Origin of the sequence: Acidithiobacillus concretivorus (assembly GCF_018853445.1) — a bacterium.
In the GTDB taxonomy this organism is placed as follows: Bacteria; Pseudomonadota; Gammaproteobacteria; order Acidithiobacillales; family Acidithiobacillaceae; genus Acidithiobacillus; species Acidithiobacillus concretivorus.
This window is the reverse complement of the sequence record NZ_JABELD010000037.1, coordinates 62516-83576: the sequence shown is the minus strand read 5'-3', so window position 1 is coordinate 83576 and position 21061 is coordinate 62516. Positions and strand designations below refer to the sequence as shown.

At 50.1% G+C, this 21061-nt stretch carries 26 protein-coding genes, 1 tRNA gene and 1 pseudogene; 15 read left to right on the top strand and 13 right to left on the bottom strand.

Annotated features, from left to right (window positions below):
- Positions 1–67: 67 nt before the first annotated feature.
- On the bottom strand, positions 68–877 hold the full coding sequence (locus HJG40_RS05775) for a relaxase/mobilization nuclease domain-containing protein (RefSeq protein ID WP_215863304.1): 810 nt from the start codon (positions 875–877) through the stop codon (positions 68–70).
- Complete coding sequence (locus HJG40_RS05770) at positions 874–1284, bottom strand: hypothetical protein (RefSeq protein ID WP_215863303.1); 411 nt, start codon at positions 1282–1284, stop codon at positions 874–876. Before HJG40_RS05770 ends, HJG40_RS05775 begins: the two co-directional genes overlap by 4 nt.
- Before the next feature lie 1040 nt (positions 1285–2324).
- Between HJG40_RS05770 and HJG40_RS05765 the strand changes: the two are divergent.
- A pseudogene (locus HJG40_RS05765) lies at positions 2325–2565 on the top strand (IS5/IS1182 family transposase); the annotation flags it as partial.
- Positions 2566–2693: 128 nt separating this feature from the next.
- Here HJG40_RS05765 and HJG40_RS05760 read toward each other — a convergent pair.
- The 4 genes from HJG40_RS05760 to HJG40_RS05745 all read right to left on the bottom strand — a co-directional run bounded on the left by HJG40_RS05760 (position 2694) and on the right by HJG40_RS05745 (position 4820).
- Positions 2694–3092 (bottom strand): HepT-like ribonuclease domain-containing protein, encoded by a 399-nt coding sequence (locus HJG40_RS05760; protein ID WP_215863302.1) that lies wholly within the window; start codon positions 3090–3092, stop codon positions 2694–2696.
- Complete coding sequence (locus tag HJG40_RS05755; RefSeq protein WP_215863301.1) at positions 3089–3379, bottom strand: nucleotidyltransferase family protein; 291 nt, start codon at positions 3377–3379, stop codon at positions 3089–3091. Before HJG40_RS05755 ends, HJG40_RS05760 begins: the two co-directional genes overlap by 4 nt.
- A 473-nt stretch (positions 3380–3852) precedes the next feature.
- Positions 3853–4131, bottom strand: a complete 279-nt coding sequence (locus HJG40_RS05750) for an integration host factor subunit alpha (protein ID WP_215863300.1) — start codon at positions 4129–4131, stop codon at positions 3853–3855.
- Positions 4128–4820: a hypothetical protein gene (locus tag HJG40_RS05745; protein ID WP_215863299.1), complete on the bottom strand. Its 693-nt coding sequence runs from the start codon at positions 4818–4820 to the stop codon at positions 4128–4130. Before HJG40_RS05745 ends, HJG40_RS05750 begins: the two co-directional genes overlap by 4 nt.
- 151 nt (positions 4821–4971) lie before the next feature.
- Between HJG40_RS05745 and HJG40_RS05740 the strand changes: the two genes are divergently transcribed.
- The 13 genes from HJG40_RS05740 (at position 4972) to HJG40_RS05680 (ending at position 15199) form a co-directional block, all read left to right on the top strand.
- Positions 4972–6543, top strand: a complete 1572-nt coding sequence (locus tag HJG40_RS05740; RefSeq protein ID WP_215863298.1) for a class I SAM-dependent DNA methyltransferase — start codon at positions 4972–4974, stop codon at positions 6541–6543.
- 44 nt (positions 6544–6587) lie between these two features.
- Positions 6588–6863, top strand: a complete 276-nt coding sequence (locus HJG40_RS05735) for a BrnT family toxin (RefSeq protein ID WP_215863297.1) — start codon at positions 6588–6590, stop codon at positions 6861–6863.
- Entirely contained in the window at positions 6820–7158 is a 339-nt protein-coding gene (locus HJG40_RS05730; RefSeq protein ID WP_215863296.1) for a BrnA antitoxin family protein, read from the top strand. Before HJG40_RS05735 ends, HJG40_RS05730 begins: the two co-directional genes overlap by 44 nt.
- Before the next feature lie 27 nt (positions 7159–7185).
- The gene (locus tag HJG40_RS05725) at positions 7186–7401 is read left to right on the top strand and encodes a hypothetical protein (RefSeq protein ID WP_215863295.1); all 216 of its coding nucleotides are present in this window, start codon (positions 7186–7188) and stop codon (positions 7399–7401) included.
- A gap of 3 nt (positions 7402–7404) precedes the next feature.
- Positions 7405–7614 carry a hypothetical protein gene (locus tag HJG40_RS05720; RefSeq protein ID WP_215863294.1) on the top strand — a complete coding sequence of 70 codons (210 nt, stop codon included), beginning with the start codon at positions 7405–7407 and terminating at the stop codon, positions 7612–7614.
- Positions 7615–7627: 13 nt separating this feature from the next.
- Positions 7628–7849, top strand: a complete 222-nt coding sequence (locus HJG40_RS05715; RefSeq protein ID WP_215863293.1) for a DUF4926 domain-containing protein — start codon at positions 7628–7630, stop codon at positions 7847–7849.
- Between the two features lie 65 nt (positions 7850–7914).
- Entirely contained in the window at positions 7915–8313 is a 399-nt protein-coding gene (locus tag HJG40_RS05710; protein ID WP_215863292.1) for a hypothetical protein, read from the top strand.
- Complete coding sequence (locus HJG40_RS05705; RefSeq protein WP_215863291.1) at positions 8310–8858, top strand: hypothetical protein; 549 nt, start codon at positions 8310–8312, stop codon at positions 8856–8858. Before HJG40_RS05710 ends, HJG40_RS05705 begins: the two co-directional genes overlap by 4 nt.
- Before the next feature lie 141 nt (positions 8859–8999).
- Positions 9000–9152 (top strand): hypothetical protein, encoded by a 153-nt coding sequence (locus HJG40_RS05700; RefSeq protein WP_226857227.1) that lies wholly within the window; start codon positions 9000–9002, stop codon positions 9150–9152.
- A gap of 93 nt (positions 9153–9245) precedes the next feature.
- Positions 9246–10511, top strand: coding sequence for a restriction endonuclease subunit S (locus HJG40_RS05695; protein ID WP_215863290.1), 1266 nt, complete (start codon positions 9246–9248; stop codon positions 10509–10511).
- Positions 10512–10527: 16 nt separating this feature from the next.
- Complete coding sequence (locus HJG40_RS05690; protein ID WP_215863289.1) at positions 10528–11235, top strand: hypothetical protein; 708 nt, start codon at positions 10528–10530, stop codon at positions 11233–11235.
- Positions 11232–14300 carry a type I restriction endonuclease subunit R gene (locus HJG40_RS05685; protein WP_215863288.1) on the top strand — a complete coding sequence of 1023 codons (3069 nt, stop codon included), beginning with the start codon at positions 11232–11234 and terminating at the stop codon, positions 14298–14300. Before HJG40_RS05690 ends, HJG40_RS05685 begins: the two co-directional genes overlap by 4 nt.
- Positions 14301–14449: 149 nt before the next feature.
- On the top strand, positions 14450–15199 hold the full coding sequence (locus HJG40_RS05680; RefSeq protein WP_215863287.1) for an autotransporter domain-containing protein: 750 nt from the start codon (positions 14450–14452) through the stop codon (positions 15197–15199).
- 63 nt (positions 15200–15262) lie between these two features.
- Here HJG40_RS05680 and HJG40_RS05675 read toward each other — a convergent pair whose 3' ends face one another.
- From HJG40_RS05675 to HJG40_RS05660, 4 genes are all read right to left on the bottom strand, one after another.
- Complete coding sequence (locus HJG40_RS05675; RefSeq protein WP_215863286.1) at positions 15263–15607, bottom strand: YbjQ family protein; 345 nt, start codon at positions 15605–15607, stop codon at positions 15263–15265.
- An 8-nt stretch (positions 15608–15615) separates the two neighbouring features.
- Positions 15616–16080, bottom strand: a complete 465-nt coding sequence (locus tag HJG40_RS05670; RefSeq protein ID WP_215863285.1) for a LexA family protein — start codon at positions 16078–16080, stop codon at positions 15616–15618.
- Positions 16081–16234: 154 nt separating this feature from the next.
- Positions 16235–17317, bottom strand: a complete 1083-nt coding sequence (locus HJG40_RS05665) for a site-specific integrase (protein WP_215863284.1) — start codon at positions 17315–17317, stop codon at positions 16235–16237.
- Between the two features lie 91 nt (positions 17318–17408).
- Positions 17409–17485: transfer RNA gene (locus HJG40_RS05660), tRNA-Arg, on the bottom strand.
- A 110-nt stretch (positions 17486–17595) separates the two neighbouring features.
- On the opposite strand from HJG40_RS05660, the gene uvrB reads away from it, so the two are divergent.
- Positions 17596–19623, top strand: coding sequence for an excinuclease ABC subunit UvrB (uvrB, locus tag HJG40_RS05655; protein ID WP_215863283.1), 2028 nt, complete (start codon positions 17596–17598; stop codon positions 19621–19623).
- A gap of 30 nt (positions 19624–19653) precedes the next feature.
- Here the strand turns inward: uvrB and HJG40_RS05650 are convergent, their stop codons facing one another.
- Genes HJG40_RS05650 through HJG40_RS05640 form a run of 3 tightly spaced genes read right to left on the bottom strand, consistent with a single transcriptional unit; the run spans position 19654 to position 21026 of the window.
- Positions 19654–20142: a VOC family protein gene (locus HJG40_RS05650; RefSeq protein ID WP_215863282.1), complete on the bottom strand. Its 489-nt coding sequence runs from the start codon at positions 20140–20142 to the stop codon at positions 19654–19656.
- A 4-nt stretch (positions 20143–20146) separates the two neighbouring features.
- The gene (locus tag HJG40_RS05645) at positions 20147–20638 is read right to left on the bottom strand and encodes an arsenate reductase ArsC (protein WP_215863281.1); all 492 of its coding nucleotides are present in this window, start codon (positions 20636–20638) and stop codon (positions 20147–20149) included.
- Positions 20625–21026, bottom strand: coding sequence for an ArsR/SmtB family transcription factor (locus HJG40_RS05640; protein ID WP_226857222.1), 402 nt, complete (start codon positions 21024–21026; stop codon positions 20625–20627). The genes HJG40_RS05645 and HJG40_RS05640 overlap by 14 nt, the downstream gene beginning before the upstream one ends.
- Positions 21027–21061: the final 35 nt, after the last annotated feature.

Genomic DNA, 21061 nt, shown 5'->3' with positions numbered 1-21061 from the left:
GCCTCATTCAATCCGCCAAGGCCAAGGCTCGGGGTTACCGCACGCACAAGAACTTTATCAACATGGCCTACCTGATCCTGGGCAAGCTGGATCTCAGGCTACCCACTTGAAATGACGAGGAACCCTTGTCGCCCAAACTGGACCCCTTAAAACTCACACCACCATAAACAAAAGAAAAGCCGTTAAGCTTCCCTGTGGAGGCTAAATTAGGCACCACACCAACATCTTTTGATTCTAGGAACTCCACGAACTGCATAACAGCCTTGGGCTCTTTAGTGGACTCATTAAGTAGCTCTTGCAAGGCTAAACGCGGCGGCTTTATGCCTAATCTCAAACCATTCTCGATTTCATCCTTTCTAGGCAACTTAACATCCGGCATCTTTATTTTTTTGTCCTCTGTATATTCTGGGCCTTTCGTGATAGTTAATAAGTGGTCAATCTCGATCTGCTGGATGATCCGCGTAGATATAAGGTTTTCGTTTTTGCCCAAATACAGCGATCCATCCAGCGCAATGCGCGAGGCTACGATATGTATATGCTGCCCCTCTTTATCGTTATGCAGCACATAACAACGCGGATGCAGTTCGCTGAACCCAATCTCACGCATATATTCATCAGCAATTTGCACCCACTGATCATCTGACACTGATTCACCTACCGGAAGTCTTAGGCTGTTGTGCCAGACGGGTTTCTCGATCTCTGGGCGAAGTGTTCTAGTAATCCCAAATTCTTGTGCAAGAGTGCGAGGATCGGTTCCGGACAAGTTGCCGCCGATTAGCTTGCCAGGTTCCTCCTTATGTGACTTGTCACGACCGAAAACATAATTTAAGACACCACGAAAACCCTTGCCACGCCTAATCTTACGCATCCCTTTCATTCGTCATCATCCTCCGGCCCATCATCTGAATCTTCACTCACTCCCATCAACTCCCGACGCAATGCCTGAACCTGATCAATCAAGTCTTCCAAGACAAACGATGGAATTGGCTCGGATTTCGTATGCCTGATTAAACCGTAGTTGATGGCACGTTGGTATTGATTCAGGTTTGAGATAACCGTAGATAAGGCCGTCCACGCCTCGCGGTTAATGGCAGGAATGGCAGGCGGCAATTTGCCGATGCCCGCCATGCGAAGAAATGCCGCACGCTGGTATGGACCACGCGACGAATCAAGCTCGGAAAGTTCGGAAGCATTAAGCCGAACATTTACGGAGTGAACACGCTTAAATTCGGCAGCGATGGGCACCGGACCAGTACGACGATTCCGCGAAATATCTATATCCATAACAGCACCTATCATCCATTAAAATGACCAGATTGAAGCACGCAAACGAAGTGCAGGCGTGCTGGGGGTGTCGGGGTGAAACCCTGACCAAGAATAGCCTAAAGCGTAGCGATGGTTAGCTCTTGCTCCTCACCTTACCGATATCACATATATGCATAATGCCATTATTTTTTATCTGAACAAGTAGACCTATATAGAGTCAATCTGGCACCAAATTAAGTCACACTTATTTTATGCGGATTAACCATTATCTGCTCCGTCGTATCGCTCCACTCACCACCGACCCAAGGGTATTTATTCCGGCGGTGAAAGAGGCACGGATAGTTAATCTTTGAATGACAATTACGATGCCACTTTTTTATCAATTACTGCTAACGAACAAGTAAAACCTTGTGCCATACTTCGCCCCGCCGGATCTTTGCACCCCTTGGGGTCGCCGAAGGCGGGGGTTTATATAGTCAAACTCCAAACCGTTCGCGTAACAGAGAATAGATAATGGGATAAATTACAAATTCTGCGCCTGAAACCACAACTTTTGGCAATGCGCGATAATCGGTCGTTTCCGTGACATCTAAACTGGATTACTCTCCGATCAGAGTGAGGCAGATTTTGAAATCCCACTAGGGCGAATAAGATGTAGGGTAGTGCACGGCTTAAGCTACCAACATCACCTTAGAACCAATAGATATATTAATAAATAAATAGATACGGGTGCACCGAAACGGTGCCAGTTTGATCCCGGACATACACCGGATTGGTGCAACCGCCACCGAAAGCCCTGATTGGTAAAATGAGAAGTGAGCACTTGAGCCAAAGCAAAGCGCCATTATGTACTCAGCCTGTTAATCAGCGTCACTCTTTGTCATCTGTCAGCATCAGGTTTTTATCGGCCTATATTGCGGAATATGAATCGTTAGTTCTCTGAAATATTTGGTGTAGTAGAGATATACTTCGGTTTTCAATATACAAGGGTTAATAATCGAGACGCTGCTTTCTGCTAAAACTGGCTAATCACCAGCACTTTTTGACAACAGGGATGTATCCAGCGCAAAGGCAGCCGTAACAATCTCCTCTCCAAATGGGCGAAACCACAACATCGCCAAAGTACGGGCGCGGGTAGGACACATATTTGCAGCCATAGAACAAATGGGTGGCAAGCGTATTCGGACCATCGGCCAGGTACGTGCAAGCTTCGCGATGACTATGATGGTCGTGACCTACAACATCAAGCGCCTGACCTTTCTCGAAAGGGGGCAGCTCAAGGCCGTAGTCTGCCCGTAATGCGGAAAATCATGGAAATATGGCCTTAAAAACGCCGTTTGCTACAAAATCCGTATGGAAATGTCCTGAATCATGATTTTTGAGGCTAACATCCGTCAGGAAAGCAAGTTTTTTGAGCTACCCTGATATTATTCCTTTTCCGCACTGGCAGGAATGACCGATTTCGCTGAAAAGAGATCATTTTTAGTGAACAGCGATAGAAGTTGTGCCGCCAATTCCGGCAGCGCCGTCTGTACTGTATCCCAAACCACGTCGAGATTAATGTCGAAGTAACCATGGGCGATGCGATTGCGCATCCCGCGCATACTTCGCCAAGGTATTTCGGTGTGTTCTTCCGCAAACGCTGGGTATATGTCCATCACTTTCGTTGCGGCCTCACCAATGATGATGAGATTCATAACAACTGCTTGCTGAGTGCGCTTGTCATTGATGAAATCGACTTTACTCAAACCTTCTACAAAGCCACAAGCATCAGTCGCCGCTTGTTTTATATGATCAAGGTAGTCAGGTAGTCGGTTCTCGCTCATACCGGTCGCGCTTCCTCAAGCACTTTGGCGCGAAATTTCAGCGGCAAGTCTGCAGGGGTAAGCAGATCAACATGGACGCCAAGCAAAGACTCAAGTTCGCATTGTAAGTCGCCTAGATCGAACAATGTTGCCCCTGGCAGCGCATCGACCAGTAGATCAAGGTCACTGCCGTCCTCATCCGTACCGCGTATGGATGAGCCAAAAACACGTGGATTCGTTGTGGGAAATCGGCTTACGGCTTCGCGCACAGCATTGCGATGCAGTTCAAACGCGAGTGATGGGCGCATATCATCTCTCCGATTCTCAATAAAAGATGTAAATAGTATATGATATTTTCATTTTCTCTACATCTCCGGTCCTTCCATTGATTCGTGTGCGATCCGCTAGGCCAATCATTCTCGACGACTGGTAAGCCTGCTTTTGCAGATATATAAGCAGCAGATGATGCCATTCTCTTTCCGTTTGCTGAATGACCAGTTACCGCCTTGGTCTGCTATCAGACGGTACGCTTTCCGACGATCCATTAGGGTAACGGTAGTGCTGGCACCATACTGGCTCCACCCTGGTAACCAAATGATTAGGTTACGGCAGAAAAAAATCAGTCAGTTTGCATTACTAAATTTTTAGTGATTATGTTTTTAATAGGATAGAGTGAACGCCAGATAAAGGGCATGGTGTAAAGCTATAGCTTGATATTTCGGTGGCATGAACCACCCAAATGAATAACAAGCACCACCAAAAGAGTACAACCACGATAGGGCTACTCTGTGCGTTCCTTGACCTTCAGGCTCACCTTAAACGTCACCACCCGTCTGGCCGTAATCTTGCAGGGAATACCCGTCTTGGGATTCCGCCCCGGTCTGGCAGCCTTTTCCCGTAACGTAAAAGTCCCAAAGCCGGACAACTTCACGTCCTCACCGGACGCCAGTGTTTCCCGCAGGGTATCAAACAGGCTGTTCACCAATTCCAGACTGGTCAGGTAGGTCAAACCTGTTTCGTCCACCAGTGCATGCGCCATTTCTGCTTTGGTTACGGTCATAGTTCTTTCAGCACCTTATTCAATGCGCGTTGTGCAGAGGCCAGTTCTGTCATCAGAAAGCCATGAGCGCCTACGTGTATCTGGCAATCCTGAATGACTTCCCGATAGGCATCCCTATAGTCGAGCATCATCACCTTGCGCCGGTCCTTCTTGGTCCGGATGAAATTTTCGTCATAGTACACCAGAAGGTCTTCCGCAAAATAACTGACCACCAGCATGGCAGCATTGGTGGCATATTCCGCCATGAAGTCCGGACCAAAACTGTTTGAAGAAAGAATGAACTCATCCGTTGGAAGCATTTTATCCAGCTTGCGCATGACCTTGTGTGTGGATTTGGTCCGTTGAAGCAGCCAATCCACGGCTTCCTCATCCGTTAATTCTGGATATCTCTGCGCTTCGTAGATCAACACATTGGCCGCTTCCGTCAAGGCGTTCATGCCGTGAATGGTCCGCAAGAACTGGGCGCAAGGGGAAGCCAATTCATCCTCAGTGGATTCCAGACCGGACTGTGCAAGGTACAGGCTACCCGCCTGAATAAGCGCGTCGAGCACATCTACCGGCATATCATCGAAGTCTTGCAGCAGCAGCGCCGGACCATAAGCATTATCACTGCTTTTCGGTCGGCGGTTTTTCTTGCGCAAGGGTTTGGCGGATTTACCGCCAGCGGGGAATGGGTGAACGTTAGTCATTGCGGGAATTTATCACGATGCGGCTATCCAGAAAATCGTGACCGTTAAAATCATGTAGCATCATCTGAATTATCCGTATTTGTGCGGTATCCTATCCTGACGATAAGGGGGTTCTGTGCTATAACCATCCAAACAATCAAAAGGAAGCACCATGCCACGAGGACCAGCCAAGAAGAAAGCCGAAGACACCAGCAGTCTTGAATCCAAGCTTTGGGCCACTGCCGACAAGCTACGCGGCCATCTGGATGCTGCTGATTATAAGCATGTGGTGCTGGGCCTTATTTTCCTGAAATACATCTCGGACCGCTTTGCCGATAGATATACGGAAATCATTCGGGAAGAAGCCGGGACTTACGCCGCCGAAGACCGCGATGAATACACGGCAGAAGGCGTGTTCTGGGTTCCGGCGTCATCCAGATGGGCAGCAGTGCAAGCAGCCGCCAAACAAACGGACATCGGCAAGCGCATTGATGATGCCATGACCGAAATCGAAAAAGAAAACCCCAAACTCAAAGGCATCCTGCCCAAAGGTTATGCCCGTCCTACACTGGATCAGCGGCGTCTGGGCGAACTGGTGGACCTCATCGGCACCATTGGTTTAGGAACGGTTGAACATCAGGCCCGCGATACCTTGGGGCGGGTCTATGAATACTTTCTGGGCCGTTTTGCCAGTGCCGAAGGCAAACGCGGTGGTGAGTTCTACACCCCAGCATCCGTAGTCCGAACCTTGGTCACCATGTTGGCCCCGTATAAAGGGCGCATCTATGACCCTTGCTGCGGGTCCGGTGGTATGTTCGTACAAAGTGAAAAGTTCATTGAAGCCCACGGCGGCAAAGTGGGCGACATTAGTGTTTACGGGGAAGAATCCAATCCCAATACGTGGAAATTGGCCCTGATGAATCTCGCCATTCGGGGTATTGAAGCCGATTTGGGGGTGGAAGCCGCAGATACCTTTCACAAAGACCTGCATCCTGATTTACGGGCGGATTACATTCTCGCCAATCCCCCTTTCAACATATCCGATTGGGGTGGCGACCTGCTCAGAGAAGATAAACGCTGGCAATACGGGATACCACCCACGGGTAATGCCAACTTCGCCTGGGTGCAGCACATGGTTCACCATTTGGCCCCTTATGGTGTAGCGGGCTTTGTCTTGGCGAACGGGTCCATGTCATCCAATACCAGCGGTGAAGGCGAAATCCGCAAGAATCTCATTGAAGCGGATATGGTGGATTGCATGGTGGCCTTGCCTGGTCAGCTTTTCTACAGCACCCAGATACCCGTCTGCCTGTGGTTTCTGGCAAAGAACCGCGATGACGGACACGGTATGGCGGGCAAGGAACTGTTTGAACGCACCGGCGAAGTGCTGTTCATTGATGCCCGCAACATGGGCTTCATGGCCGACCGCACCCATCGGGAACTGAGCGACGAAGACATTCAGAAAATTGCCGATACTTACCATAACTGGCGCGGTGATGGTCCGGGGGAATATGCAGACATTCCCGGCTTCTGCAAAGCAGCCAGTCTGGATGACATCCGCAAGAATGGCCACGTCCTGACACCGGGGCGTTATGTCGGTGCTGCGGCCAAGGATGAAGACGACGAACCCTTTGAAGAAAAGATGGCACGACTGACCCAAGAACTATCCGAACAGTTGGCGGAAGGGCGGCGGCTGGAAGATGAAATGCGCAAGAATCTGGGGTTGTTGGGGTATGAAATCTAAACCCTCTCACCTTGACGAAACGAGGCATCAACATAATAATCAATATGAATCTGGATTGGGATGAAGAAAAACGGCAGGCCACTCTCGCGCATCGGGAACTGGACTTCGCAGATTGCGTAGAAGTGTTTGCCGATGTCACCTTTGAGTTTCCCGATACGCGCAAAGACTATGGCGAAACGCGTACCGTTTGTATCGGATTCCTAAAAAACCGGATGGTTGCCGTGGTGTACACACAACGTGGGGATACCCGACGGATTATTTCAATGAGGAAATGTAATGAGCGTGAAATCAAAATCTACCGCGAACGTCTGGATAGATGAAGACGACGCTGAGGAATTAACCGGTGAAGAACTGGATCACCCGGAAGGCCGCTGGCTGAAAGGCGGTGAATCCATGAATAGCGAACAAGGCCAAGCCGCTTTTCGTGCTCACTTACGAAAAAAGCAGGTCAATATGCTGATTGACCCAGATGTTCTTGACTACTTTCGCCAAAAAGCGGGGCAACGCGGATACCAGACGCTGATTAACCGTACATTGCGAGAATCCATGGAACGGGAATCCTTGCTGGATGCCGTGCGCAAAGTCGTTCGGGAAGAATTGCACCATACGGATTAGCTAACTGACAGGTTTTAGGGGGGTATTATGAGCGTGGACCGTGACCGTGGGGTGGCGATTGTCAACGAGGTCATAGACCCTCTGGATGGGGATACGGTGTTTGGGCAGCGATGGGGTAGCGGCGAACACATCCGTATAACGCCCAAAGAATTGAACGCCCTGATGGAAGGCAAAATCATCGCCGTGGATGTCGAGAGTGAGTATGTGGTGTACCTTCAACTGGATGAGGAATCCGAGGATTGAACCATGCTACAAACTATTGAAGTGGAAATCGATGCAGAGGGACAGGTTCATCCCGTTGGGTTGGGCAAACCGATTCCGGCAGGCCCTGACTTGTTGACCTTGCTGACGCCACGTGCCAACGAAGAATCGCTGCTTTCTGAATCTGCACTGGCTGAAGACTGGTTGAAACCCGAAGAGGATGAGGCATGGGCCTACTTGCAACCTGTCAGGTAGTACGGGGGAAACCATGATCAGCGAACTGGATACCGTCATTCTGGTGAAAAGCCGACCCGATGAGGGGCTGAGAAAAGGCGATGTAGGGGCCGTGGTATTCATTCATGAGGGTGGCAAAGCTTTTGAAGTAGAGTTTACTACTCTGGCCGGTGATCCATTGGGGGTACTGACCTTGGCAGAAGATGAAATCCGGCCTGTCTCGGCAAGGGATGTGCCGCATGTGGGGGTGACGTGATGAAGTTCCGTGCTTTCAACGGTAAGGGCAGAAGAAAAATCTGTATTTGTTGTGGGGCATAGTCAATGAAACTTGCAGAAGCACAAAGGGCTTTCACTCAGTCCATGCGATCAAAGTATCCGAACCTGTTCCCTGAACCGGAAAATGAGGACTATGCCATCAATCGGTATGGGATAGAGGTCTATCAAGGCTGGTTTCCCATCGTTGAGCACATGATTGACCAGATTGCGGCCTACGCAGAACACCATGAGATTGACGATTTCTTGCGGATCACCCAGATCAAAACGGATTACTGCCTATTGCGCTGCAAATCAACGCTGCAGAACGATGAACTGGACCAGATCATCAACGCACATAACGAACAGGCTACTAACATCTGTGAACAATGCGAAAAACAGGGCGAAATTCGCGTGGAACGCCGATGGAAGACTGTGCTTTGCGACATGTGCAATAGTAAAAAATGAAGACGCAGATCATTGAGGCAATAAAAACAGTCATCTTGGAATTTCAGGATAATCCGTATGCTTTTCTCTATGAGGAAGATATTCGTGCAACGCTTTTTTATGAAATACGGAAGCGTATATCTGGTGAAATAGAAGTGGCTGGTAGGGGCAATCCTGAGCAGAAATATCGGTTGCGGGGCGTGTACTGTGAGTATGGAAAGAAAATAGATATTGCCTGCCTGAAAATGGATTCACAAATTGATCCAAAACCGCATAGGGGGCAGGACACATTCATTTACAACATCCCCGTTGAAATCGGCATAGAACTCAAATACCGTAAGATTGGTGATAACTTTACTGTTCAAGAATCCATCAAAGATTACGACAAGCTGAAGGGCATAGACGTAACAAACTGCTTGGCTATAGCTTTCGTGCAAAATGATAAAGAATTGCCAGACTTTCTCGGATCGGTTGCATCGACGCATGCGGAATGGCTGCCATACACTAAAAATCTTGACGGAATTTTTGTTGTTACGAAAAATGAGTTACGGAAAATCACAAATTAGCTCAACAGAAACGATAAAGGACCTTTGATGGTAAATTCAGGATTTAAAAATTCTCGGCGGATGAGTTAGCTTGAGAGAATGTGATGCCATACATCATCTGACAGCAAGAATCAAATCAACCAGAAATTTGTGAAAGGGGATATGGAAACCATGATCATTATCCATGACGACAGTAAAGTTTTTAAGGTTGAATTCGTCATGCTTTCTAGTGATCCATTTGGGGTACTAACCTTGGCAGAAGATGAAATTCGGCCTGTTTCCGCAAGGGATGTGCCGCATGTGAGGGAATTGTGATCCTTTCTTTGGCGCAAATCATCAAGGGTCCAGGTATACTACTGGGGAATGCAGTGGTGCACAGGATGCGGTCAATTAACGGGAAGCTTGAGTATGGTAGGTGATTGGACATCTAGTGAATTAGGCGAACTCACGATCAACTTTGATGGCAAGCGGAAACCGGTCAAGGAATCGAATCGTCGCCCCGGCCCTTATCCTTACTATGGTGCATCGGGCATCGTTGATTATGTTGATGGCTATTTGTTTGAGGGTGACTACCTGCTGATTGCTGAAGACGGTGAGAACCTTCGGACGCGACAGACCCCTATCGCTTTCATTGCTAGGGGAAAGTTCTGGGTTAACAACCACGCCCATATCGTTGTAGGCAACGAGAATGCTGATACACGATTCCTAATGTATGCACTACATAACGCGGATACCGATGAATATCTAACAGGCGCTGTGATGCCCAAACTTACGCAAGGCAATCTCAATAGAATCGAGATTTCACATCCCTGTCTTGCCGAACAACGCCGCATCGCCCACATTCTGGGCACCCTCGATGACAAGATTGAAAACAACCGCAAGACGGCGAAGACTCTGGAAGCCATGGCGCAGGCCATCTTCCAGTCGTGGTTCGTGGACTTTGACCCGGTACGCGCCAAGATGGCCGGTGAATCAAAAGAAAGCATCTGCAAACGGCTGAAACTCACGCCGGAAATTCTGGGCCTGTTCCCGGATCGGCTAGCGGACTCGGAATTGGGGGAAATTCCTGAGGGGTGGGAAGTCAAACCGCTTGAAAGCGTAGCAAACTTTTTGAACGGGTTAGCTATGCAAAAATTTCCTTCCTATGGCCTAGAAGACGATCTATCAGTCATAAAAATTGCGCAACTTAGGATCGGTAATCTCATTGGTGCTGATCAGGCAAGCCGTGAAATAGAACCAAAATATATTGTCCATGATGGTGATATTCTATTCTCATGGTCCGGCTCTCTTGAATGTGTTCTATGGTCTGGTGGAACTGGCGCACTTAATCAACATCTTTTCAAGGTCACACCAAAACTGAATTACCCGCGTTGGCTTTGTTATTTTGGCATTCATCATCATTTAAGTTATTTTCGTGAGATCGCTGCAGGGAAAGCCACTACGATGGGTCACATCCAGCGGCACCATTTATCTGATGCCGTTCTCACCCTTCCGTCCATTATGAATCTTGAGGTTATAAGTAAACCGGTGCAGGCATTGTTCGAGACAGTATGGAAGAAACATGTTGAATCACAAAAGCTATCCGGCATACGTGACATGCTTCTACCCAAGCTGATTTCCGGCGAGCTGCGCGTGCCAGCAGCGCAAGACTTGGTTGAAGATTCTTTGCTGTGATCATGAGGCACCCATTATGACCAAGCCAATCTCGTCATTGGGTTCATTCTTACGCAAATCGCGATTCAACGTAAATCAGGCACTATTTTTCTTTGCGGTCCCTGTTGCTGCATTGATGCTGGCACAGTCCTATCGGCGTGATAAGGAAATTGCTGAGCAGATCATTGGGGTAAAGCGCCACATTGATATTCCGATTATAGTATTGACACCTGAAGGGAAGCGTGAGGTGGCTGATTTTGAAACCTATAGTAATCTTATCTTGTCTATTCCATTGCCAAACCCTCATGATCGTTTTGGGGGGTGCTTTGGTGTTGCACGGAAAGCATTGCTAATTGCCTGGACGGAAATTGCGTCGGGGCAGGACATGGCACATGCCATAGAATTAGGGCGTTTCTCGGCCTTTGCTGCGCTAGATGCTACCATTGAAAAACACACAAGATACAAGGAAAAGCCAAAAGGCTATCAGGAAGGGTGGGGCTTTGGGGCAAGGCTCAAGCTCTTCACCGAACGTGCAGAACAAAACGATTTGCTGAAAAAGCTTTCATCTGCGTCAGGCTATCCGATCGAAGAATTGCGGTGCTCTGCTATTCGAGACCTAGCAACCGTACGAAACGTCACTGGCCATTGCAAAGGCCACACAGAACATACCGAAACGCCGTCTTCGCGTATTGACCTGCGGCCCATTCACTTGGCCTCAGCCATAATCAGTGAGCTGCAACCATGAACCCCCTCAACGAATCCACCATAGAACACCACGCCATCGCCCTGTTCAAAGAACTGGGCTACACCTACGCCTATGGTCCCGAAATCGGTCCAGACAGCCAGCATCCCGAACGGGCAGACTACGAAAACCCCCTATTGCTGGACCGCCTGCAACAGTCCATTCATCGCCTGAACCCCGAAGCCCCCAAAGACATCCGCGAAGAAGCCCTGCGCCATGTGCAGGCCATTGCTGTGGGTGGACTCATGACCGAGAACAGCCTCTTTCAGCAGATGCTCGTGGAAGGGGTCCGGGTGGCCTTCATGGTGGATGGCGACGAACGCGGCAGCATTGTCCGCCTGATCGACTATGAATTTCCCGAACACAATGATTTTCTGGTAGCCAATCAGTACACCGTCATCCATGACCGCATCAAGCGCCGTGCCGATCTGGTGGTTTTCGTGAATGGCCTGCCTTTGGGTCTTTTTGAACTCAAAAACATGGCGGATGCCAACGCCACCATCCGCAAAGCCTGGAATCAGTTGCAGACCTATCAGGCCGACATCCCCAACCTCATGGTCTACAACGCCGTGCTGGTCATCAGTGATGGCCTCAAAGCCGCCGTGGGTTGTCTGGGTGCCCCTTATGAACGCTTCCTGCCATGGAAGACCAGCGACGGGCAGGAACTCATGCAAAAAGGGGATGACCCCTTACGCTTCCTGATTCATGGGGTTTTTGAACCCAGCCGTTTTCTGGACCTGATCCGCTATTTCATCGTCTTGAGCGACGATGGCCACAAGCACATCAAAAAGATGGCCGCTTACCATCAATTCCATGCTGCCCGAAAAGCCCTACTGACCACCTTGGCAGCAGCAGGTATCGGTGGCGACCGTCGGGGTGGTGTGGTCTGGCATACTCAAGGATCGGGCAAAAGCCTCACCATGCTGTTTTTCGCGGGGATGCTCATTCAACATCCTGCGCTGGAAAATCCCACGCTTCTCATGCTGACCGACCGCAACGATCTGGACGGCCAGTTGTTCGGTACTTTTGCAGCAGGCAAGCCACTTTTGCGGCAAGACCCGCAACAGGCTGACAGCGTCAGTGATTTGCGGGAACTATTGCAAAGGGCATCCGGTGGTGTGCTATTCAGCACCATCCAGAAATTCCAGAAAGACCGCGACCAGCCTTTGGGTAAGCATCCGGTATTGTCCGACCGCAAGAACATCATCGTCATGGTGGACGAAGCCCAGCGCAGCCAATACGAGATTCTCGATGGATACGCCGCCAATTTACGCGCCGCCTTACCCAACGCCACCTTTGTGGCTTTTACCGGCACCCCGCTGGAATTGAATGACCGGGATACGCGGGTGGTATTCGGGGATTACATCGACATCTATGACATTCAACGGGCGGTAGAAGATGGGGCCACGGTGCCCATTTATTATGAAAGCCGTCTGGTGCGCCTCAACCTGCCCGAAGACCAGCGACCCGTCATCGACGAAACCTTTGAGGAAATCACCGAAGACGACGAACAGGAAAACCGCGAACGCCTCAAAACCCGCTGGGCGCAACTGGAAGCCTTGGTGGGTGCGCCCAAACGCATGGAACAAATTGCCGCTGATTTACTGGATCATTGGGACAAGCGCAAAAGCATCCTGTCCGGCAAGGCCATGATTGTGGCGATGAGCCGCCGCATTGCCGTGGACCTGTATAACGCCATTACCCAGATACACCCCGACTGGCACAGTGAAGAGGATGCACAAGGCCGGATCAAAGTAGTCATGACCGGTTCTGCCAGCGACCCCATCGAATGGAAGCCACACATTCGCAGCAAGGCGGGTAATGAAGACATTGCCGACCGCCTCAAAGACCCCGAAGATGCACTGGAAATCGTCATTGTCCGTGATATGTGGCTAACCGGTTTTGATGCCCCAGCCCTCAATACCCTGTATGTAGATAAACCCATGCGCGGGCATACGCTCATGCAGGCCATTGCTCGCGTCAATCGGGTCTTTACCAACAAGTCCGGTGGACTGGTGGTGGATTACATTGGTATTGCTCAAGACCTGAAAAACGCCATCGCCACCTATACCCGTTCCGGTGGCAAGGGTAATCCCGCTGAAACCGTGCAGGAAGCCATCAAGGTGATGCTGGAAAAGCTGGATATTTGCCGCAATCTGTTTCACGGCTTCGATTATCAGGACTATCTACACGGGGATGGTTCGGAACAGGTTGCCACCCTGCGTCAGGCCATTGAGTTCATTCTGACGCAGGAACTGACCGAAGACGATGTCAAACGCCGTTTCCGTAAGGCCACTTCGGGCCTCAAAAAAGCGGCCACACTGGCGGCAGGCGATGAAGCCGTGGAACGCTGCCGGACCGAAATCGTCTTTTTTCTGAGTGTCCGCGCCACCCTGGATAAAGCCAGAGAAGCCGAAACCATCATAGAAGAACAGGAATACGCGATCCGCCAACTCATTGACCAATCCATTGCCCCCGAAGGTGTCGTGGACCTGTATGCGGTGGCCGGTATCCCCAGAAGCGAAATATCTTTGTTATCCGATGAATTCATCCACCAGATACAGGACATGCCCGAAAAGAATCTGGCGCTGGAAATGCTCAGAAGATTATTACAAGACAAGGTGCGCAAGGAAGGCAAAGGTAATCTGGTGCAAAGTAAAGCCTTCTCGGAAAAGCTGGAAGAAGCCCTGCGCAAATATCACAATCGTTCGGTGGATACCGTTGAGGTGATGCAGGAACTCATCGAACTGGCTAAAGCCTTGCAGGCACTGGATCAACGTCATGCCGCACTGGGCCTCAGTAAAGACGAAGCCGCCTTTTATGACGCGCTGGCGACCAATGATTCCGCCGTACAGGCCATGGGCGATGAAGCCCTGAAACTGATTGCCAAGGAAGTAGCCGATACCGTGCGCCAGAACACCCGCATTGATTGGTCCATCCGCGAACAAGCGCGGGCGCATCTGCGCAGGATGGTGAAACGGGTTTTACGGAAACACGGTTATCCGCCTGATATGCAGGAAGGGGCGGTGAATACGGTTATTGAACAGGCTGAGGGGTTGGTGGCATAACCTGGGCCTGCTATATCAGTACAGCCACTTTATTGTGATTGGTAGCAATTCACTGTTGCAGACTGGCACTTATTGAAATAGGATCACATGCCGAAATTCAAAGATGTACTATATATTGCCATTACGGACCCACAATAAAAGGATTACATGTGAAAAAAATCGCAACAGCAGCCGTCTTGCTTGCCGTATTTCCTGCGTTTGCACTAGCAGCATCTTTTGGTCAGACCCAGAATCTTATCGGAATTTATGGACAAGTGACCGGAACACCTTCGACATTAACCGCTTCTGATGCGAGCCATTCAGCATCAGCCTCAGGTGGTAATACCTCTGGTGGCATAGGTGTCTTTGCTAATGGTGTAAATACCCAGCTTTGGTTCGTGCATTTAGGTTTCAATTATACGGACGGCGCAGCTATTTCCAGTAGTTCCACATCTGTGAACGGCCATTCTATGCAATTCAACGCCAGAATTGGAAAACTCTTTCCAGTGGCCCCAGCATTTGCGGTCGGACCATATCTCGCTTACCAATATGCCAATTTCAAAATGGGTGTTAACGGAATAGGCAGCGCCAGTTACAACAACAACGCCATGGGTGGTGGCTTAGAAGTCGTGACCAATACGGGCGGGCCTTTTGACGTTAGTGCTCACATTGGCTATCTAGCTGGCGTAACAGCCTCGGCTTCGGCTGATGGTTATGGGGCGCATAATCCGCCTTCTTCTGGTGTGCTGCAGATGGGTGCAAAGGGGGTTTATTCTTTTACACCTCAGTTTAGTGCCTTTGCGGGCGTAGCCTATGATCGCTATCACGCATCATACAATTATGCGCCTGATTCTATTAACGCTTCCGCAACCATCAATGAAGTTAGAGGCATGGTCGGTCTGGCGTACAATTTCGATTAATTATTGGTAACTACAGTCGTGAGGCAGGAAGCAAGTCCTACCTCACGCTGGACTAATGAGGCATTATACTACTTCCACCACCACCGCCGTCCCATAAGCCGTGACCTCATTCATGGCCTGCCCCTGTCCGGCATCAAACTCACCGGAATCAAAACGCATCCCCAGTACCGCATTGGCCCCAAGGGAACGGGCATGTTCTGCCAGTTGTTCGAGAGCATCATCGCGGGTTTGAGCAATCATCTTTAAGTAACCGGACTGTTTTCCGCCAAAGACGGCACGAACACCCCCCATAAAATTACCGACAAAATTACGGGAACGCACCCCTGTACCATAGACCGGCCCAATGACACGGATCACGCGCATACCCGGGCATTCGTTGATGGTGAGGATGAGGACATTATTTTCCATGGCTATGCTCAAAACTTATGGACGACAAAAATCACGGTACCCATCACGGAAAAGTCTTGATTGGGACTTATCGTGATGGTCGGGTAATCGGGATTTTCTGGCTGTAATAGCACTTTACCCCCTTCATTCAAAAACCGTTTGACCGTCAATTCCCCATCCAGCATTGCAATGACCACCTGACCGCTTTTAGGGGGAATACTGCGATCCACTACGAGAATATCCCCATCATGAATAGCCGCGCCCGTCATTGAGTTGCCGGACACCTTCAAAAAGAAGGAAGCCTCACTATGGGGCAGGCAGTATTCATTCAAATCCAGCGTCTTTTCCACATAATCATCAGCGGGTGAAGGCATGCCTGCGGCGACCTTGGAAATGAACAGTGGTACTGTGGATGAAGGTGCATGCACATCACGCCGCATCACGGTCAGCCCAACCTTGGCAAGCTTCTCTATAGTCCTTGCATCCAGCGTCATGGCAATCCTCTGCTGAGAATAAACTTGAATGACTTTTACCGTGTTAACGGTTCATCTACCCACCAAACATTCTACCCGAAATATGGGGGTGCCTCTTCATCACAGTTTGGAATCATCTCCCATAATCGCCTTCATAGTCATGTTGGCTTATCCATCACCCCAGCAATTTCGCCAAATCCTCAGCTTTCAAATGCGTATACCTTTTCAGCATCTGCAAGGTCTTGTGACCAGTGATGGCGGCAACCTGCATTTCGCGCAAGCCTTTCTCAAAGAAACGACTGGTGGCTTCATGGCGTAGGTCATGAAAGCGCAAGTCCTCGATGTCTGCCCGTTTGCAGGCGCGGGCATAGGATTGGTGGAGGCCTTCGTAGGTCGTACCAAAAACGCGACCATCCAGATTGCGCGGTAAATGACGCAATACCTCGACTGCCCGACTGGATAGGGGAACCGTTCTGGCCTCACCATTTTTGGTCATGGGCAGGTGTGCCGTGCGTTTGTTCAAGTCCACATCTGACCATTGCAGGCCGTTACTGGTTTTGGTTTTGACCTTGCCGCCTTCGGTATCCTTTATATACTTCCAAGTTTCCAATATTTCACCGGCTCGCATAGCGGTTTCGATGGCGAAAATAACCACGGGAAGCAGCCAGGGCGTTTGTGCATCGGCGCAGGCATCCAGTAGTCTTGATTCTTCGTTATCTATTAAGCGTCGGGTTCTGGCGGCAGGTAATGGCGGTTTTTTTACCATGGCGGTAGGGATGCCATTTGGCAGCGCGATACCCCATTCCATCACGGCCATTTTTAATGCACGTTGCAGCAGGCCCAACTCATGTTTAACGGTTTGCGTACCGACTAATCGCCCTGTCTTTTCACTCATCGTGGATAGGCGCTTGTCTCTATATTTGGCGATCATAGACGAATTAAGCGCCGCTAGAGAATATTGACCCAAGCCATTTTGTAATACCCTTATCCGAGACAGTTCTTTGTGCCCACCCTTGAGGGTTGGCAGTATTTCACGGGCATATCTGGATAGCAGATCATGCACGGTCGTCTGTTCAGATTCTGAGCGCTGAATAAAAATACCGCGCATCATTTCTGATTCTGTCACGGTCGCCCAATGCGTAGCCTCAGCTTTGGTGCGGAAAGTTTTAATCTGGAGCGGGAAGCCCTTGCGTTTGATTTGAGCTTGCCAGCCGATAGTGATGCCGTCCTGATCTTCTCTGGAGCGAATGGTTGCCATATTTGCCACCTCAGTTTCGACCTAAGTATGGCGCCAGGGTGGCATAAACTCTTTTTGGTATCAAGTGAAAAATGTAAGTAACTGTTTTATATGGTGCGCCTGAAGGGACTCGAACCCCTGACCTACGGCTTAGAAGGCCGTTGCTCTATCCAGTTGAGCTACAGGCGCATGAACAAAAGATGCTTGTACAAGCTCATATATTGTAAAGTAGGCATCGTGATCAGGGAAGGGCGCAGATCTGCAGTGAAGCAACCAAAACGTAATCCGTGGAGTGACCAATGGACAAAAGCCTTATTCTGGAAAGTAGCTTTTCGCCCCAGGGCGATCAGCCGGAGGCGATTCGCCAACTGGTCCAGGGGCTGACGGACGGAGAATTTTTCCAGACGCTTCTGGGCGTGACCGGCTCTGGGAAGACCTTTACAGTTGCCAATGTGATTGCCACGACCCAGCGCCCGGCCATTATCATGGCCCCCAACAAGACGCTGGCGGCGCAGCTCTATGCGGAAATGCGCAGTTTTTTTCCGCATAACGCCGTCGAGTATTTTGTCAGTTATTACGATTATTATCAGCCGGAAGCCTATGTCCCGTCTTCGGACACGTTCATTGAAAAAGATGCTTCCATTAATGACCACATTGAGCAGATGCGCCTTTCCGCGACGAAAGCTTTGTTGGAAAGGCCCGATGTCATTATTGTGGCGACAGTCTCGGCCATATACGGACTGGGTGATCCCGCTTCTTACCATGGCATGATTTTGCATTTGCGCGAAGCTGATTTCATGGATCAGCGTGCGATTCTTCAGCGGCTGGCAGAAATGCAGTACACCCGTAACCAATTGGAATTGAAACGCGGTAACTTTCGGGTTAACGGCGATGTGATTGATATATGGCCCGCAGAAAGTGAAGACGAAGCAGTGCGGGTGGAATTATTCGGAGAAGAAATTGAGCGGGTTTCGCTTTTTGATCCGCTCACAGGGAAAACCATTGTGCGTTTGCCGCGCTATACCATTTATCCCAAAAGCCATTATGTGACCCCCCGAGAGAAAATTCTGGAGGCTCTGGACAGTATCAAGGATGAATTGCGGCAGCGACTTGATGATCTGCGCAAGGCCAACAAACTGGTAGAAGCCCAACGCCTGGAGCAACGCACTCGTTTTGATCTGGAAATGATGGCAGAGTTGGGATATTGCTCGGGTATTGAAAATTATTCCCGTTATTTATCGGGAAGAACCGCCGGGCAGGCACCGCCTACCTTGATGGATTATCTGCCACCCAATGCGTTGCTATTCATTGATGAATCCCATGTCACCGTGCCTCAGTTCGGGGGAATGTACAAGGGGGATCGTTCGCGTAAGGAAACCTTGGTGGAATATGGCTTCCGTCTGCCTTCTGCGCTGGATAATCGACCCCTGATGTTTCCTGAGTTTGAAGCACTCATGCCCCAAACCATCATGATTTCGGCGACCCCCGGACCCTATGAAATGGAGCACTCCGGGCAGATTGTCGAGCAGGTGGTGCGGCCTACCGGATTAGTGGATCCGCTCGTGGAAGTCCGCCCGGCAAAAGGCCAGGTCGATGACTTGATTAGTGAAATCCATGTGGTCATTCGCAGTGGCTGGCGCATTCTGGTCACCACCCTGACCAAACGCATGGCAGAAGACCTGAGCGATTATCTGCACGACCTGGGTATTAAATGCCGCTATTTGCATTCAGATATTGAAACGGTTGAACGGGTGGAAATTATTCGGGATTTACGCGCAGGCGTTTTTGATGTGCTGATTGGCATTAACCTGCTGCGTGAGGGGCTGGATATGCCCGAAGTCGCGTTGGTGGCGATTCTGGATGCAGATAAGGAGGGCTTTCTGCGCTCGGAGCGCTCGTTGATTCAGACCATTGGCCGGGCAGCCCGGAATTTGCACGGTCGAGCTGTTTTGTATGCGGATCAGATCACCAAATCCATGACGGCGGCCATGGCAGAGACAGATCGCCGCCGTGAAAAGCAAGTGCATTTTAATGCGGTCCACCATATTACCCCCAAGGGTATAGTGAAGCCGGTGGCGGATATTATTGAGGGCGTATATCGGCGTAACGCGCAACCTGCAGCGAAGGTGGCAGAGAAAAACAGCACTTATCGCCTGCTCAATGATCCGAAAGCGGTTGCCAAAAAAATCAAGGAGCTGGAAGAGGAAATGTTCCGCCATGCACGCAACCTGGAATTTGAGCAGGCGGCAGCATTACGGGACGAAATAAAAAAACTGGAAACCCGTCTTCTGGGTACCGATCTGGAAGTGTCTTTGTTAGAAGACTAATGCCAGATCGGTTAGATCATTCTTAATCAATCAGGAGCTTTCTTTCGGTTCAGTGCCTGCTACCAGGAAAAACGGCTCCTGATCAGCGGGCATTTCTGTCAGTTCGGCGTCGGTCAAGCGGGCATACACTTCAATGTTGTAGCCCGTGGGATCCCGTAGCCAAAGTTCATGGAGAGGCATTCCGCGCCAGGTGGTGCGGGGTGGTTTAACAATTTCGGCACCCGCCGCCATGGCGCGATGATAGCTTTCGATGACTGCCGCCCGGTCTTTCACGCCCAGCCCCACATGATAAAGACTATAAGTATCCAGCGTTTCTCCCCGGTCATTCACCAGAATAACGAGATTCAGGCACAAATGCGGGACGATAAAGGTGCTGAAGCGTGCCGTACTCTGTTTGGGCGCGACCCCCAGAAAGTGCTCGTAAAAACGGGTGCTTTCAGCCAGGTCACTGACCCGGAAACTGAGATGAAATTCCTGGGCAGCAGGAATCATTACTGGATTCTGATTGGGTGTATCCATTGACTCAGGGCTCCATGGTGCCAATGCGATTCAGTTCCTGCCTTAATTGTGCAGGATCTTTTTCGAGCCATTCAGCCACGGGCAATTTCAGCAAGGCTTCAATGCGGTGCCGGAGAATACGGTATGCCGTTTGAAAAGCTGCATCAATTTCGGCTTCGCTGCCGGTGAACTTGGCCGGATCTTCCACTCCCCAATGCGCGCGTATGGCGGGTCCGAGGTAGGCGGGGCAGGCCTCGCCAGCAGCACTGGCACAAACCGTAATGACGATGTCCGGCGTGGTTTTCAGTGCATCCCAGGATTTGCTGCTCAGGCCTTCCGTGGCAAAGCCTTCCTGCCGGAGAAGCTGTATCGAATGCGGATGAACATAACCCGCAGGATGGCTCCCGGCACTGGTTGCGTGCAGACGTGAATCGGCCAGCCCGTTCATGGTGACTTCTGCAAGAATAGAACGACAGGAATTTCCGGTGCAAAGAAACAGGATCTCAGGAGTTTTCATTCAGTATTTCCTCGTCAAGTCGCAGATCTGCAGATTGGGGTAAAGAACAATTCCGGGTACCACGACAGCAGTTTTCTGTCAGATAGGCGACTAATGCCCGAACAATGCTCATGTCAGCGCGGTAGCGTTGATAACGACCCTCACGTTGCACCGTTACCAGACCGGCATGTTGGAGGCTTTTCAAATGAAAGGAGATGCCATTGTGGGGTTGACCCAAGTGCTCGGCAATATCACCGGAAACCAGTCCGGCGGGCTCCTGTTCAACGAGCAAGCGGAAAATTTCCAGACGCACGGGAGAGGCTAGCGATTCCAGCTGCTGAACAATATTTTCCGTTTCTTTTGAAATTTCCATCATTCTACCCGCGAACATTTCTTGTAGTATTGACAAGTATCAACGCCTCGTCAAGACTAGCTTCACTTTCC